This window comes from Roseococcus thiosulfatophilus, assembly GCF_017311575.1.
Lineage (GTDB): Bacteria > Pseudomonadota > Alphaproteobacteria > Acetobacterales > Acetobacteraceae > Roseococcus > Roseococcus thiosulfatophilus.
This window is the reverse complement of record NZ_JAFFQY010000028.1, coordinates 1-13,964: the sequence shown is the minus strand read 5'-3', so window position 1 is coordinate 13,964 and position 13,964 is coordinate 1. Positions and strand designations below refer to the sequence as shown.

Annotated in this window: 10 protein-coding genes; 3 read left to right on the top strand and 7 right to left on the bottom strand. The window is 68.3% G+C overall.

Going from position 1 to position 13,964, the window contains the following annotated elements; genetic code table 11:
• Positions 1–101: 101 nt before the first annotated feature.
• The 7 genes from JTN19_RS11525 to JTN19_RS11495 all read right to left on the bottom strand — a co-directional run bounded on the left by JTN19_RS11525 (position 102) and on the right by JTN19_RS11495 (position 10,713).
• Positions 102–1,343 (bottom strand): MFS transporter, encoded by a 1,242-nt coding sequence (locus JTN19_RS11525; RefSeq protein ID WP_206932580.1) that lies wholly within the window; start codon positions 1,341–1,343, stop codon positions 102–104.
• A 15-nt stretch (positions 1,344–1,358) separates the two neighbouring features.
• Positions 1,359–3,335 (bottom strand): BCCT family transporter, encoded by a 1,977-nt coding sequence (locus JTN19_RS11520; protein WP_206932578.1) that lies wholly within the window; start codon positions 3,333–3,335, stop codon positions 1,359–1,361.
• A 167-nt stretch (positions 3,336–3,502) separates the two neighbouring features.
• Positions 3,503–4,630, bottom strand: coding sequence for a 5-methylcytosine-specific restriction endonuclease system specificity protein McrC (gene mcrC, locus JTN19_RS11515; RefSeq protein ID WP_206932577.1), 1,128 nt, complete (start codon positions 4,628–4,630; stop codon positions 3,503–3,505).
• Positions 4,630–6,936 (bottom strand): McrB family protein, encoded by a 2,307-nt coding sequence (locus JTN19_RS11510; protein ID WP_206932574.1) that lies wholly within the window; start codon positions 6,934–6,936, stop codon positions 4,630–4,632. The genes mcrC and JTN19_RS11510 overlap by 1 nt, the downstream gene beginning before the upstream one ends.
• Entirely contained in the window at positions 6,933–8,771 is a 1,839-nt protein-coding gene (locus tag JTN19_RS11505; protein ID WP_206932571.1) for an inositol monophosphatase family protein, read from the bottom strand. The genes JTN19_RS11510 and JTN19_RS11505 overlap by 4 nt, the downstream gene beginning before the upstream one ends.
• 14 nt (positions 8,772–8,785) lie before the next feature.
• Entirely contained in the window at positions 8,786–10,111 is a 1,326-nt protein-coding gene (locus JTN19_RS11500; protein ID WP_206932566.1) for a vWA domain-containing protein, read from the bottom strand.
• On the bottom strand, positions 10,108–10,713 hold the full coding sequence (locus tag JTN19_RS11495) for a helix-turn-helix domain-containing protein (protein ID WP_206932565.1): 606 nt from the start codon (positions 10,711–10,713) through the stop codon (positions 10,108–10,110). Before JTN19_RS11495 ends, JTN19_RS11500 begins: the two co-directional genes overlap by 4 nt.
• A gap of 357 nt (positions 10,714–11,070) precedes the next feature.
• On the opposite strand from JTN19_RS11495, the gene JTN19_RS11490 reads away from it, so the two are divergent.
• The 3 genes from JTN19_RS11490 to JTN19_RS11480 form a co-directional block, all read left to right on the top strand.
• On the top strand, positions 11,071–12,105 hold the full coding sequence (locus tag JTN19_RS11490; RefSeq protein ID WP_206932564.1) for a hypothetical protein: 1,035 nt from the start codon (positions 11,071–11,073) through the stop codon (positions 12,103–12,105).
• Positions 12,106–12,268: 163 nt separating this feature from the next.
• Positions 12,269–13,123, top strand: coding sequence for a coiled-coil domain-containing protein (locus JTN19_RS11485; RefSeq protein WP_206932563.1), 855 nt, complete (start codon positions 12,269–12,271; stop codon positions 13,121–13,123).
• Positions 13,099–13,964: Hsp70 family protein (locus JTN19_RS11480; RefSeq protein ID WP_340643316.1), on the top strand; the 866-nt coding region annotated here is incomplete at its 3' end. The genes JTN19_RS11485 and JTN19_RS11480, both read left to right, overlap by 25 nt.

Below are 13,964 nucleotides of genomic sequence, written 5' to 3'. Positions count from 1 at the left end.
CCAATTTTGTCGCGTGAAGAAATGGTAGGTGGACGGTATTTTATTATGCCGCGGCGCGGCGGCGGGATGCGGCGATGGCGGGATGGCACGGCGCCAAGGCGTCAGCCCGCCGCCGGCGGCGCTTCGGCCTCGGCCGTGGCCGGGGTCAGCACCGCGCCGATGGTGGCGGGCGAGGTGGCCGCGACGTCGAAGCTTTCGCGCAGCGCCGGCACCGGGGCGGCGCGTTGCCGCAGGCGCCACAGGATGAAGGCCAGCAGCGCGGCGTGGGTCGCGGCCATGAACAGGAACAGCCCCCCGCCCGGCGCGGCCTGCAGCAGCAGCGCCGCCAGCACCGGCCCCAGGATGGAGCCGAGCCCGTTGACCAGCAGCAGCGAGGAGGCCGTGCCCACATAGTCCGAAGGGTCGGCATGGTCATAGGCATGGGCGGCCGCGAGCGAGTAGCAGGGCAGCGCCACCGCCCCGAACAGGGCGATGAGCACTAGCAGCGCCACCCCGCCCGGCGCCGCCAGGAACAGCGCGAGCCCCGTTGCGATGGCGAGCACGAGCAGCGCCGCCAGCACCAGGCGCCGGTCCATCCGGTCCGAGAGCCGCCCCACCGGGATCTGCGTCACGGCACCCGCCAGCACGGCCACCGTCATGAAGACCGCGGCCCCCCGCGCATCCAGGCCGAAGCCCATGGCGGCCAGGGGGCCCAGCCCCCAGAAGGCGCCATTGGCCACGCCCACCATCAGGCTGCCCATCAACCCCGCCGGCGAGGCGCGCCACAGCCGGCCCGGGCGGAAGCGCACCTCCGTGATGGGGGGCGGCTGCGGCAGCCGCGTCAGCGCCACCGGGATGGCCGCGACGCTGAGCAGGATGCCGGCCAGCGCGAACAGCTCGAACCCCGACACCGGATAGGCGAAGAGCATCATCTGCCCGCCCGCCATGGCCGCGTGGTTGATCATGATGTAGGTGCCGAGCAGCAGGCCGCGCGTGGCGTTGGTCGCGCGGTCATTCAGCCAGGATTCGACCACCAGGTAGAAGACGGCGAGGCCATAGCCGAAGCCGAAGCGCATCAGCCCCCACGCCACCTCCCCCACCAGCAGCGGATAGGCGAAGGCCAAGGCCGAGACGCCGCAGACCACCGCCGCGAAGGCGCGGATATGCCCGGCCGAGCGCGCCAGATGCGGCCCATGCAGGCAGCCCGCCACGAAGCCCGCGAAATAGGCCGAGCCGAGCAGGCCGATGGCGACCGCGTCAAACCCCTCCGCCGCGCCCCGCAGGGGCAGCAGCAGCGTGAGCAGCCCATGGCCCACCAGCAGCAGGGCGACGCCTGCCAGCAGCGTGGCCACAGGGCGCAGCACGCCGAACATCGCGCCTCAGCGCCCGCGCGCCAGGGCGCGGTCGAGATGCGCCATCACGTCGCCGATCACATCCTCCTTGGTCCAGCCGAACACGTCATAGCCCGCGCCCGCGACCTCGGCGCGCCACCAGCGGTGGCGGCTGGCCTCGGCCGGCCGGGCGCCGCCCAGGGCAAACGTCGCTTCCTTGATGGGGCGCAGCCGCACCGCGTAGGTGAAGCGCCGCCCATCGGGCAGTTCCGCCTCCAGCGTGATGCCATCCGCGGGGTCCGCCACCGTGGCGGTGCCGCCGCGCCGCGCCAGCTCCTCCGCCACGGCTTCGAGGGCGGGGCGCACCGAGGCGTCGAGGTGTCGCTCGGCCGTGCCGCGGCCGGGGCGGTGCAGCGTGGCGCCGAGCCGCCGCTGCCAGCCATCGGAGGCGGGGGCGCGGGCGGGGAGGTAGCCGGCCTGCGCGTCCGCCTCCTCGCGCAGGGCGCGCGCCAGCCCCCAGCAGGCCAGCAGGATGATGACGGCGAAGGGCAGCGCGCCGATCAGCGTGGCCGTCTGCAAGGCGGAGAGCCCGCCCGCGACCAGCAGCACCGCCGCCACCGCGCCGATGGCCACGCACCAGAAGATGCGCTGCCAGACCGGGCTTTCCTCCGCGCCGCCGGAGGCGATGGTGTCCACCACCAGGGCCGCGCTGTCGGCGGAGGTGACGAAGAAGGTCACGACCAGCAGGGTGGCCACCCAGGCGGTGATGGCCGAGAGCGGCAGCGCCTCCAGGAACTGGAACAGGGCCGTGGTCTCGTCCCGCGCGACGGCCGCGGCCAGCCACCCGCCGCCCGCCATGTCCATCTGCATGGCCGTGTTCCCGAACACCGTCATCCAGGCGAAGGTGAAGCCGGCCGGCGCCAGCAGCACGCCCAGGATGAATTCGCGGATGGTGCGGCCACGGCTGACGCGGGCGATGAACATGCCCACGAAGGGCGACCACGCGATCCACCAGCCCCAGTAGAGCAGCGTCCAGCCGCCCAGCCAGCCGGAGGGTTCATAGGCGTGCAGGCGGAAGGTGCGGCCCACGATGTCCGAGAGGTAGGCGCCGGTGTTCTGCACATAGGCCTGCAGCAGGAACAGGCTCGGCCCCGCCGCGAAGACGAAGACCAGCAGCGCCCCCGCCAGCACCAGGTTCAGGATGGACAGCCGCCTGATGCCGCCATCCAGCCCCAGCAGCACCGAGCCCAGCGCGATCGCGATGACGCCCGCGATCAGCATGACCTGCACATCCGCGCCCGTCCGCAGGCCGAGGAGGTAGGCGAGGCCCGCACTCATCTGCGCGGCGCCGAGGCCGAGCGAGGTGGCCACGCCCAGGATGGTGGCGATGACGGCGAAGGCGTCCACCGCATGGCCCGCCACGCCCCGGTAACGCTCGCCGATGAAGGGGTAGAGGGCGGAGCGGATGCTCAGCGGCAGGCCGCGGCGGAAGCTGAAATAGGCCAGCACCAGGCCCACCACCGCATAGACGGCCCAGGCGTGCAGGCCCCAGTGGAAGAAGGTGGCGATCATCGCCTCGCGCGCCGCGCCCACGCTTTGCGGCGCGCCCGCGGTGCCGGGGGGCGGGGCGGCGTAGTGCATGACGGGCTCGGCGACGCCGAAGAACATCAGCCCGATACCCATGCCCGCGCTGAACAGCATTGCGAACCAGGAGCCGGTGCCGAATTCCGGCAATTCGTCATCCGCGCCGAGCCGCACCGCGCCATGCCGCCCCAGCGCGATGACGATGGCGAAGACCAGGAAGATGCCCACCGCCAGCATGTAGAACCAGCCGAACCGCTCGATCACCCAGGATTGCGCGAGGGTGAAGGTGGTGGCCGCCCGGTCCGGCATGAGGCCGGCGAAGGCGACCAGCGCCAGCAGCACGAGGCCCGAGGCGCCGAAGACCGGCCAGCTGATGGTCAGGCGCGGGGGCGGCTTGGGGCTGTCGGAGGTGGTGGCCCCGGGGAGTGTGGTGTCTTCCATGTCTCGGCTTGTCTCTCTTTCCGAGACGGATCAACCACCCTGACGCCCAAAAGTTGCCACATTTGCTATGAGGGGTTTGGCGGGTGGCGTGGGGGAACTGGCGGAGGAGTGCACCCGGATTCGAACCCTCGCCGACCTGTTGCCTTGGAGACCGCTTCCAGGCCCCGTCAGGCTGACGCGTTGGGCTGAACTACCCTCACCAGCTGATCTCGAATGTCTGCGGCCGGGGCTGCTAAATCCACGGTGGCAAAACGCACGACGTGACCCTGAATGGTCACTGCCTCATCCAACTTCTGGTCAACCGCGGGATGTAACAACAAGCCGCTGGCGCTGTCGTCCAAGGCATCACCGCGACCCGTCTGCGAACGCAGATACGAATACATTTGGTACAGGTAGCCGCTCCGAAGTGTCTCTTGCTTGTACCAACCGCGCGTGAGGATCGAGTTGAACTTTGTGTCGATCACGATCCGGCGGCCGGTGGGCGGGTGCGTCAGGACGATGTCCGTCCGCATTTGCGGAAGGATGGCCTGTATCCCGCTCGTCGCGTGTGCGGTCTGCCATTCCAGGGTGCTGCCGCGCCGAACCTCCCAGCCCGCGGAAGCCAGAGCGACCTCGTAGAACCCACCGACGGCACGCTCATAAAGCCGTCGAGCCCAAACCTCGTCGCGGTCCGGCATAGCGAAGCTGTTCGTCCCAGCCGCCTCGGTTGGCAGGGCGAGGTCGAACACTAGCTTCGCGGCAGCTACCATAAGGCTGTCATCAACGTCGTGTCGCCCGAAGCGGTCGAGGCTCATCTGCCTGATCGTCGGGGCTTCGCCGGAGACCCCCATCGACTTCATGGTGTTCGCCAGCATCCGACAGCGATGCGCAAGATCCGGCTGGATGCCAAGCCTGGCGACAGTCTCCAGCGCAGCACGGACGAACCGATTCCGCGGGGTGTCGATCGTGAGCTCGGCGAAGTGGCACGAGATCAAGCCGCGCGACAGCAGCTGACGCCGCTCCGTCGTCAAGGCATCTATGCGACCACGGACCCTACTCAGCACAGCATGGCGCTGCTGGTAGCCAAGGCTGAGCTGCCGGCGCTGACGGACCTCCACCGCGTGCGCCAGTATTTCTGCGACCAGATCGGGTAGGTGATCTGGCATTTCCTCCAACGCTACCTTCGTACCGCCGAGCACCCGATAGAGATCAGAACCATAGAGCATCAGGAGCCACAGGTTCCGTATGGGTATCCGGCCAACGAAGGCATGCCCGTCACTGCCCGCTCCGCCGGTTGCGACGATGGTGTCGCCCATCACCATCCCTGCATCATTGCCTCGAAGGCCTTCTGCGCCTCGCCCGGGGCGTCGAACCAGTACTCTTCGAGCAGAGGCAGGATCTCGGTCTGCGCAACTTGGCGGAACCAGTCCTTGGTCTCGTCCGCCTCCAGCGCGCGAGCGGGTGTCACGTAGCTGTGGCCGATCCTGAATTGCTTGCCGAGACGCGCGTCGGCCGCGATCCGCTCATTCAGTTTCAGCAGCCGGCTCTCGATGTCCTTCGCGCCATCCGGATCCAGCTTGCACGCGCCGACGACCCACTGCCGCCACGCCTCTCCAAGCCGGGGCTCCAAGTTCACAAACGCGAAGCGCCTGCGCAGCGCGAGATCGACGAGAGCCAGCGAGCGATCTGCGATGTTCATCGTCCCGACGACAAACACATTCTCCGGAATGTGGACCGGCCGCCGCTTGCCGTCGGCGTCAGGGTAGCAGAGTTCGATGGCGTCCTTCGGTGTGCGCTTCCCAGCTTCCAGCAGGGTGAGGAGTTCACCGAAGATCTGGGCCGGATTCCCTCGATTGATCTCCTCGATGACCACGACGTGCTTTGCGCCCGGTTCCTTTAGGGCAGCGCTGATCACCTCCATGAACGGCCCTTCGACGAGCGCCAGCTTGCCTTCACCCGTAGGTCGCCAGCCGCGCACGAAGTCCTCGTAGGAGAGGTTGGGATGGAACTGAACCGTGCGCACCCGGCTTTCGTCCCGAGCACCGAGAAGTGCAAATGCAAGCCGCTTGGCGAGCCACGTCTTTCCGGTGCCCGGAGGCCCTTGCAGGATCAGGTTTTTCTTGTCTCGAAGCCTCGCGAGGAGGCCTTCGATCTCTACAAGGCTGAGGAAGCAGCCATCCGAGACGATGTCTGTCACAGTGTATGGGACGGTCAGATTCGGCTGAGGCGAGGGGCCGTCATCATTCTCCTCGATCGTCGTCTCGTCGCGAGCGTCGCCGCTTACGCCGTCCTGCGGCTCCACATCCTCCTCGGCCGCCTCACTCCCTGCGTGGTGGCGCCACGCCTCGAGCGATAGCTCTGGAAACGAGTGAGCGGGGTAACTGGCCTCTGCGAAGCGGGCGCGAAGGGTACCGATCAGATCGAGATAATCGCTCGCGCTGATGCGTTCGTTGGGAGTGCTGGCCTTGATTGGAACTCGAAGCTGGTTGGTGATGTAGTTCCTGGAGTTCCGGTCTAACGTTGCAAAAGCCCAGGGTTGAGACCAGTAGAGCCCCATCGTCAGTTTCCAACGCACCTTGGGGCGATACATAGCGTCATCGAACGCCCGAACGAACTCGGCGCGCGCGGCATCTTCTTCAGTGTCAGCCAACGCAATCCCGGCCGCGAATACGCGCCACAGAGCATCGATGTGATCCGGCTTGCGATCGGCCTCCCGCGGAAAGAACCAGGACTGCAGATTGTTGAGGATTGGGATGCCGTCGAAGATGGCGGGCACCGGCTCGGTAACCCCGAGGAATTCGGCAATCTCGTGGGCGATGGCGCGTCGGTTCTCGGTGGTCACACCACGGTTGAACAACCCCATCGTGGTGAACGGGCAGATGTCTCGCACAAAGCCCTGCTCACCATTGTCATATCGATCGCTACCGAGATAACCCACAGCAGGCAGACGTTCCGACAACTCTTCGATGAACGCCACCAGCGGCTTGCGATCGGTCCGATACTTCAGCAGCGCTGATGCTACCGCTTCGTAGAACGACGCCCAGGCAAAGCGGTCGGGCATCCCGGCAGGCTTTGTACCAAAGCGCTCACGCCAGTAAGGCGCATTGCAGAAGCGCTCGATGTCCTGGGCCTGCTTGTCGAAGGCGAAGCTGATAAGGCCGTCCTCATGCCAATTGCCGGGGAGAACACGCCAGACGGTGCCGCGATGCGTGAAGAAGTACCACTCCCGCGGTGGCTCAACCCTGGTCCAATCGACACGCACGCGTCGGCCATCGTTTAGGTTCTCGACGACCTTCCCTATCGCCTTGATCGCCATCACCGAAACCGTGTGGCCGTGGTTGTCGAAGGGCAGGTCGTGCTTGCGGGTGTATGCAGCCTTAATCGCGATCCGATCTCCGGGCCGCATGGCCTGGACGAGGTCGAGGTAGCGATCCGTGTAGCCGTTCTCCCAAATCCCTTCGGAGAGAAATCGCTCCGTCTGGTCTCCCTTCTCGCCGTAGCTGGCACCGACGAACCAGAACTGGGCGCCGGGGTTTTCCGTCTTGACGTTCATCCATCCACCCTGTGGAGCGTTCGGTTCAAGCAGACGCAGGAGAGTTTGCTGCTGGCCGAGCTTCATCATTGCAGAAGCATCCGCCGCTTCACCAGCGCCTCCGCGATCGCCGGGAGATCGTCAGGCCAGTAGCGGGCCGGCCGTGGCTGTGGGGCCCTGAGTTCCCGCGCCGGTCGGCAGGCGAGGATGGGTAGGGTCCACCGAGAGGGAATCGCCCTGCGTCCCGCTGCGGCGCCGAGAAGCGCGCCGCAGATGGCGGCGTTGGTGTCGGTGTCGCCGCCGCGCGCCACCGTCTCCGATAGCGCTACCTGCAAGGGCGTGCCCGCGGCCAAGTGCCGGAACGCATTCTGCCAGGCGATGAGCACCCAGCCCTGCTGGCGGATGAAGTCACGCGGGCCCTCACCGCCGCGGGCGCGGTCAAGGGCCTCGCGCAAGTCAGCTTCGGCCGATCCAACGAGGGCAGCCTCGGCGGCCGCCATCATCTCCGAGCGGTCCGCACCTCCGATGGCAGCGGCAATCGCCGCGGCGAAGGAAGCGGAGGCGGCCTGACAGGCGGGATGGGGATGGGTCAATTCGGCATCCGCGCGGGCCGCGGCCGCGGCTTCCATCGGGTCGCGCGCCCACACACCGATCGGCGCGCAGCGCATCAGTGCCCCATTCGACTTGCTCTCCCGGTTCGCAGCCGCTCGCGCTGCCACGGCCGTGTCCGTCGTAGCCCGGACGGCGGCCGCGAGCGCCTGCCGCGTAGTCCCGCCGACATCGAAGGGACGCGAGGCCAGCCAGTCGGCATAGGCGCCCGCCACGGCCTCGGCGGACCAGTCGGACAACACGGCCAGGGTGCGCGCGAGGTCGAGCGCCAATTCGCTGTCGTCGGTCGGCTGGCCGGCGATGGTGTTCCAGGTGCCGCCATCGGCCAGATCGTGGACGCCGTCGGGGTATTGCCGGGCGATGTCACCGGCGGAGCGGAACTCGACGAGCGAGCCGAGCGAATCTCCAGCGACCTGCCCGAGCAGGCAGCCTACGGCGCGGTCGAGCGCGAGCCCCTCGTCCAGGCGCGGCCAGACAAGCGTCACTCTCCGAGGCAGGGGTTGGCCGCGCCGGACAGCGCCCCAATCGCGCGCGGCGAGCGCCCGCGCAGCTGCCGGCGCACCGCCGAAGCACCACCGCACGCTGCTGTGGCCGTCGATCGTGTAGCGGACCTCGGCACCAGCTTCGTTGAGCAGGACGCCACCGGCGCCGCGGAGCAGCGCATGGCCGGCGGCATAGTCCCAGCCGCAGGGGCCGTTGAGCGAGACCGCCGCGACGCCGTCTCCTGCGGCCACCCGCGCCAGACGATAGGCGATCGAGGGCAGGCCGACGAAGCGGGCCGGCGCAACCGCTCGCCCATTCCCGATTGGCCATACCGGCGCGCTGTGGCTCAGGAAGACAATGCTGCCGGGGTTGAGCGCGCCTTGCGCAAGCTGTGGCGCCACGGGGTGCCCGTTCCGCAGCAGGTGATCCATGCCTTCGGCCCAGGCGATAGTGTCGGGCCCACGATCGGGCGACAGCGGCGCGTGCACGACGCCGAGCGCGGGCACGCCGCCCCGGAGCAACGCGATGCAGACCGCAGAGCCGCGATGACCGGCCAGGAAGGCGCTGGTTCCGTCATTCGGGTCGACGACCCAGCAATCGGCGCCGCCTGGCCCGAGATCCGCCCCGGTTTCCTCGCCCAGCCAACGGGCCGGCAGGAGTTCGAGCAGCTCATCCCGCAGACCGACCTCGATCTCCCGGTCGATGTCAGCATGGCTGCCCGCGCCGCGCGGGCCGCCAGGCCGCGCGAACTCGGCGGCCAGCAGGCGCCCCGCCGCCTCTGCCGCGGCAACCACGGCGGGCAGGAGGATGCGCAGGTCAGTCGCCTCGGCCATAACATTCGGCACGGTCACCGCCCCGGCGGCCGGCTAAAGCGCTCGGCGATCGAGGCGCGGGGCGCCGCGCGGAGGTCTTCCTCGTAGCGTGCCCGCTTCATGGAGGCCGAATAGACCTCCTTGCGGGTCCGTTCGTCCCATTCCTCGCCGATCCGGCGCTGCACCAGCACCAGTTCCGCCACCAGCGTCTCGGTGCCGGGCACGCCGCGGGCATAGGGTTCCAGCCAACGCAGCTGGCGCTCCAGGAAGTGCGTCGCGGCCCGGCGATCGTCTTCACGGTTCATCCGCACCGCGCTTCGCAGCACGTCGGCCGTCCACGCCTGGACCACCGCGAGCGTGCGGTCTCGGTCGCGTGGCTGGGCGTTGTTGTCCGTCCCACGGGCAAGGCGCAGCTCGGCCTCCACCGCGCGAGCCTCCACCGCTTCGCCGCCGGCCGGCAGCGCACCGCCAGCCGAGACGCCCAGCAGCAGCACCATCCCGGGTGCACCGCCGGGGCAATGCAGCCGCACGACCACGCGCTTGGTCTGGCCTGGCAGGAGCTTGCCAACCATCACCTCCAGAACCCCAGGCAGCGCTGCGTGCGCCCAGCTGCCGACCAGCTCGGCCCGCAGGTTGGCCGGCACGCTGACGCGCAGCGTGACGCGCTCCAACAGGGCGGTGCGGCCTTCCTGCAATTCACCCAGCACCACCTCGGCCACTTCGGTTCCGCCGGCGGCGTCGTGCAGGCTGCCACCGCCCGCCTCGGCGATGGCGCCGAGCAGCTGCTCGTCATAGCCGTCCCCTATCCCGAGCGCGGAGGTCAGCACGCCGCGCTCCAGCAGCGCGCCGACATGGCCCGCGATCTCGCCGCGATCGGTGAGGCCGTCATTGGCGTGACCGTCCGAGAGCAGCAGCACGCGGTGCGAGGCGGCCGGGTCGACAGCCATGGCGGTCGCCACCCGCTCCGCCGCCAGCAGCCAGCCTTCGAAAAGGTTCGTTCCACCACGATCGATCAGGCCGCGGATGGCGATTGCTGCGGCGGCGCGCCCGGCCTCGTCCATGGGGCGGGCGTCCAACAGCAGCTCCGTCTTGTTGTCGAAGGCAACGAGGCTGAGGCGGTCCCGCGCGGTCAAGGCCTCGACCACAGCCAGGGCCGCACGCCGCGCGGCGTCGATCTTGTTGCCGGCCATGCTGCCGGAGATGTCGATCGCCAGCGCGAGGTTCAGCGCCGGCACCTCGCGCTGGGCGGGCTCGCCCGCCGCCGAGAGGTCGGCAACCAGGTAACGGACGGAGCCACCCTCGTGCCAGGCCAGTGCGCGATCCAGACCAGCCGTGAGGTTCAGGGTTGTGGTGTCGGTCATCGGTCCCTCCCGAGCAGGATGTCGCGGATCAGATCGGCGCAGCGCTCAAGGCGGGTGCGCTGTTCGGCGTCGAGCGGGCCGCGGACGGTCAGCTCAACGTCGGGGGTGACAGGGATGCGGAGCCATTCCTCCGCGCGGGCCTTCCGGGCCGGCTCCGGGCGTCCCTGCCCAAGGCGATTTTCCAGCGCCTCGAGCCCCGTCGCCGCGCGTGGCCTCGGCGCGACCGCTTCCGCCGCCGCGGCGGGGGCGGGCTTGGGCGCTTGGGCGCGGAGGTTCGCGATATAATCGAGCGCGCTGGAGGCCGAGTGGACCACTGTCGGGGACGGCTTCGCGAGAGCCTCGGCACGCGACGCGTAGGCCGCGATCTGCTCGGGGCTGGCGATCAGCAACTCCTTCCGGATGTCGGTGAGCGACATGCCCAGCGCGTCGCGCATGGTCCGGATGGCCAGCAGGCGCGACAGGGTGTCAGCCGGGTAGCGGGCGGCCGGCCCGCGCGTCAGCGGTGGCGGCAGCAGGCCCTGGGCAACCCAGGACCGGATCGTGCGAGGCTCGATGCCCGACGAGGCAGCAAGGTCGGCAAGGGAGGGCTCGGCGGTAAGCATCAACCACATCTAGGTCAGGCAAAGCGACATGTCAAATTAAAAGACATGTCGTCACGCATTATCGGCTTGGCGCCCAGGCCAACGGCTCTGTCGCAGCTTACGTGGCGCTACTTTCCTGTTAGGCTGATCGCGCAACAAATTGGCGCGCAGGTGGCCGCTTGCGGATCCTCTGCCTGTGACATTCGCGCGCTGAACGATTAGCGAGGCAGGCGACGCGATTTGCCCACGGTAGGCTGGATTCAGGAGGACGCATGGGAGCGGTACCTCGCGGCGCTCCCACAGGCTGAACCGTTGCCGCCCGGGCCGCCCCGGGTGCGCTGTCCGTTCTGTGCCGCAGACTTCGCCGCCGTCGCGGAGATGCTCTCTCACCTCGGCGAGCGGCATCGGGGGGCCCGACCCGTTCTGCTTCTTCGAGGTGTCGAGCCGCCCGCGCGCGATCAGCTACGCGTCGGTACCGCGCTCCGCGCCTTCGAGGTAGTTCTGCAAAACTGCTCGGCAGCGACGCTGGCCGTTGATGGTGCCGACTTCGAAGCGGTGGCGGTCGCCGATGTGCCCGCCACCCTTGCACGCCATCGGGACGCACTGGTGGACGTGCAGTTGCTGCATCACTTCGATCGGGCGGCGCAGCCGATCACGGCCACCTATCGAATTCGCTTTCAGATTCCTGAGAAGCGTGCGCTCGACATGGTCGACCGCGCCTTCCAACGGCATCTCGCTGTCGAAGCACTCGATTTCGCTGCGGTAGATGCCTTCCTGAGTGATCGCGCCTGTTCGGGAGTCGCACGTCCCTACGCGGATGCGCTTGCCTCTTACGTCCGCGGCGTCTTGGTGAAGGATCGCCCGTTGGCAGCTCAAGTTACGCTGCCATTTGCGCGTTACCGGGAGCTCTACGTCGCGGCACTCGAGGGTCTCCAGCCTTATCGGCGCCCACTGGCAGACCTTGTCTGCGCCGTCGTGCGCTTTGCGCTGAACGCGTTCGTAACCTCGGCTCCGACAGGCTTTGCGCCGCTCGACGGAGCCTCTCAAAGCCTGGCAGCGCTCGCCGGCGAACGATCGGTCACAGTCGGGCCATCGTCACATGGCGGTAGCGGCACGACGGTCGGGGTGTGCCCGCTCGATGACGGTGTCTCGCGCGTTCTGGACCTCTGGCGGCGGCTTCGCGAGCGCCCTGCCTGGTCTCCTGCGCTTGAGGAGGAATGCCGGCAGGTCGCACATTCAGACACGCTCGATGCGCTTGACCGGGAAAAAGCCTTGGCGCTTTGGGCGGAGGCAGCCCTTCGCGCTTCATCGCTCGCCGCGGCAGAGCCGCTCGGGCTCTTGTCTGCCACCTATCCGTTCGGCACTTGGGCCTCCGCGGAGCGCGAGAGGATGACCGATGCCCGAGGAGACTGACGCCCAGTCGGAGAGTGCGCCTACAGAAGGCCCGGCACCGGCCCCCCCGGAGGGGACGGCTACGGCAACTCCGCCAGAGCCGACCCTCACCGCTTATTACGGTGACCCTGCTCCGAAGCTCGCGGACTGGATGAAGGCGGTGCGGGCGGCTGGCAGCTTCGCCATGACCGATTCGGAAGAGGCCCTGCGGCACCTCGGCGCCCGGGACCCAGACCTTCGCAAGACACTTGCACTTGCTGGAGCAGGCAATCCGCCGGCTCCGCTTCGTCGCTGGCTTGCGGATGCCACGCGGCACTTGCTGGCTGACAGGCTGAAGGGTGTCTCGATTGATCCGCTTTCCCCTGCCCACGAACAGATCGGGCGGATCGCGGCAGGATTGGCACCTGCTCTGCGGGCTAAGGACCGCATCGCGCGTGCCGCAGCCGAAAGCCTGTTGCGGCTGTCCATTAAGCTCGTGACCGATGCGCGGCCGGACTTCAGCGCACCTGAGATGCTGGCATTACTCTTCGCGCCGCTGCGCGAGGCGGACGCCGACTCTCGCTTGGCGCTAGCTGAGCTCCGCGGGCGGGTACAGGAAGCGGGGGTTGCGCAACTGCGCGACATGTCTCTCGTGCAGGCCGCTGCTCTCGACCAGATCCTGGGTGCTGAACGCGCACGGTCCGAGGCACAGGATCGAGCCAATGTTCTGGATACGGCGCTTGCTGTCGAGCGTGATCGAGTGCGGGAGCTGCGCGAGAAGCTGGCAACAGCCGAAGCGCACGCGGAGGCTCTGAAGGCCGATGTGGCGCGGCTCAACCAAGCTGTCGCGGACCATCGTCAGATCGGCGCGCACGGGACTGCCGAGCTACTGGCGCGAATGCGGGCACTGCTCGCCGGACGCATCGACCCGCTCCTGGCCGATGCAGCTGATGCGCTGGAAATTGAGCCACCGATTCTCGAGGTGGTGAGGGATCGCATTGAATCCGGACGCGGAGTGATCAAGGGGGAACTCAGGTGGTTGGACGAGTCTTCGGACTAGACTTCGGCACGACCAATAGCCTCGTGTCCGTCATCCAAGGCGATACGGCGCTACCGCTCGTAGACCGGACCGACAACCGGCCTCATCCGTCCGTCGTCTGGTACCGGGGCGGCGAAGTGGTGGTGGGGCGCTCCGCCCGCGCCCACCTCGACAGCACGGACGGTGCGGCGCCACAGGGGCTGCTGCGATCGCCGAAGATGAGCCTCCGGCGCGACGGACCGATCCACTTGGACGGCCGCGATATTGCTCCGTCAGATGCGATTGCCGAGGTTCTCAGCTTCCTTCGCGCCGATGCGCGCAAGCCACGCGCGGGTGGCGAGCCGTACGAGGTCGAGCGCGCCGTAATGACGATCCCTGTCGACTTCGAAGGACCGCAGCGGCGCGAACTGCGCGCCGCTGCCCGGAAGGCCGGAATTGGTGTCGTCCAGTTCGTCCACGAGCCCGTCGCTGCCCTTTACGCTTATCTCCGCGGGCGTCCCCACTTCCGACGCGAGGTAGCTGAGCTGGAAGGCCGCGTGCTGCTGGTCTTCGACTGGGGGGGCGGTACCCTGGATCTGACCCTCTGCCGCGTGCTCGGGGGCCAGCTGTTCCAGATCAAGAGCATTGGTGACAACGAGATCGGGGGCGACATCTTCGACGAGCGGCTCCGCAATCGAGCTCGCTTCCTCCACGCTGAGGCGCACGGCCTCGCGGACGTAACTGCAATCGAGGCACCGGGCATGGGGGCTAAGCTGCTTGCCCAGTGTGAGCAGGCCAAGATCGCCCTCTGCACGGAGGAGCGTGCTTCCTATCGCCCCTTCGTCCGCGACTACGCGCGGGCTGAGGGCGCGGCGCGGAACTT

Bases quoted from the DNA above. Each gene is read 5' to 3' on its own strand.
- JTN19_RS11485 (WP_206932563.1), top strand. From the start codon at position 12,269: ATGACCGATTCGGAAGAGGCCCTGCGGCACCTCGGCGCCCGGGACCCA.
- JTN19_RS11495 (WP_206932565.1), bottom strand. From the start codon at position 10,713: ATGCTTACCGCCGAGCCCTCCCTTGCCGACCTTGCTGCCTCGTCGGGC.
- JTN19_RS11505 (WP_206932571.1), bottom strand. From the start codon at position 8,771: ATGGCCGAGGCGACTGACCTGCGCATCCTCCTGCCCGCCGTGGTTGCC.
- mcrC (WP_206932577.1), bottom strand. From the start codon at position 4,630: ATGGGCGACACCATCGTCGCAACCGGCGGAGCGGGCAGTGACGGGCAT.
- JTN19_RS11510 (WP_206932574.1), bottom strand. From the start codon at position 6,936: ATGATGAAGCTCGGCCAGCAGCAAACTCTCCTGCGTCTGCTTGAACCG.
- JTN19_RS11490 (WP_206932564.1), top strand. From the start codon at position 11,071: ATGCTCTCTCACCTCGGCGAGCGGCATCGGGGGGCCCGACCCGTTCTG.
- JTN19_RS11520 (WP_206932578.1), bottom strand. From the start codon at position 3,335: ATGGAAGACACCACACTCCCCGGGGCCACCACCTCCGACAGCCCCAAG.
- JTN19_RS11500 (WP_206932566.1), bottom strand. From the start codon at position 10,111: ATGACCGACACCACAACCCTGAACCTCACGGCTGGTCTGGATCGCGCA.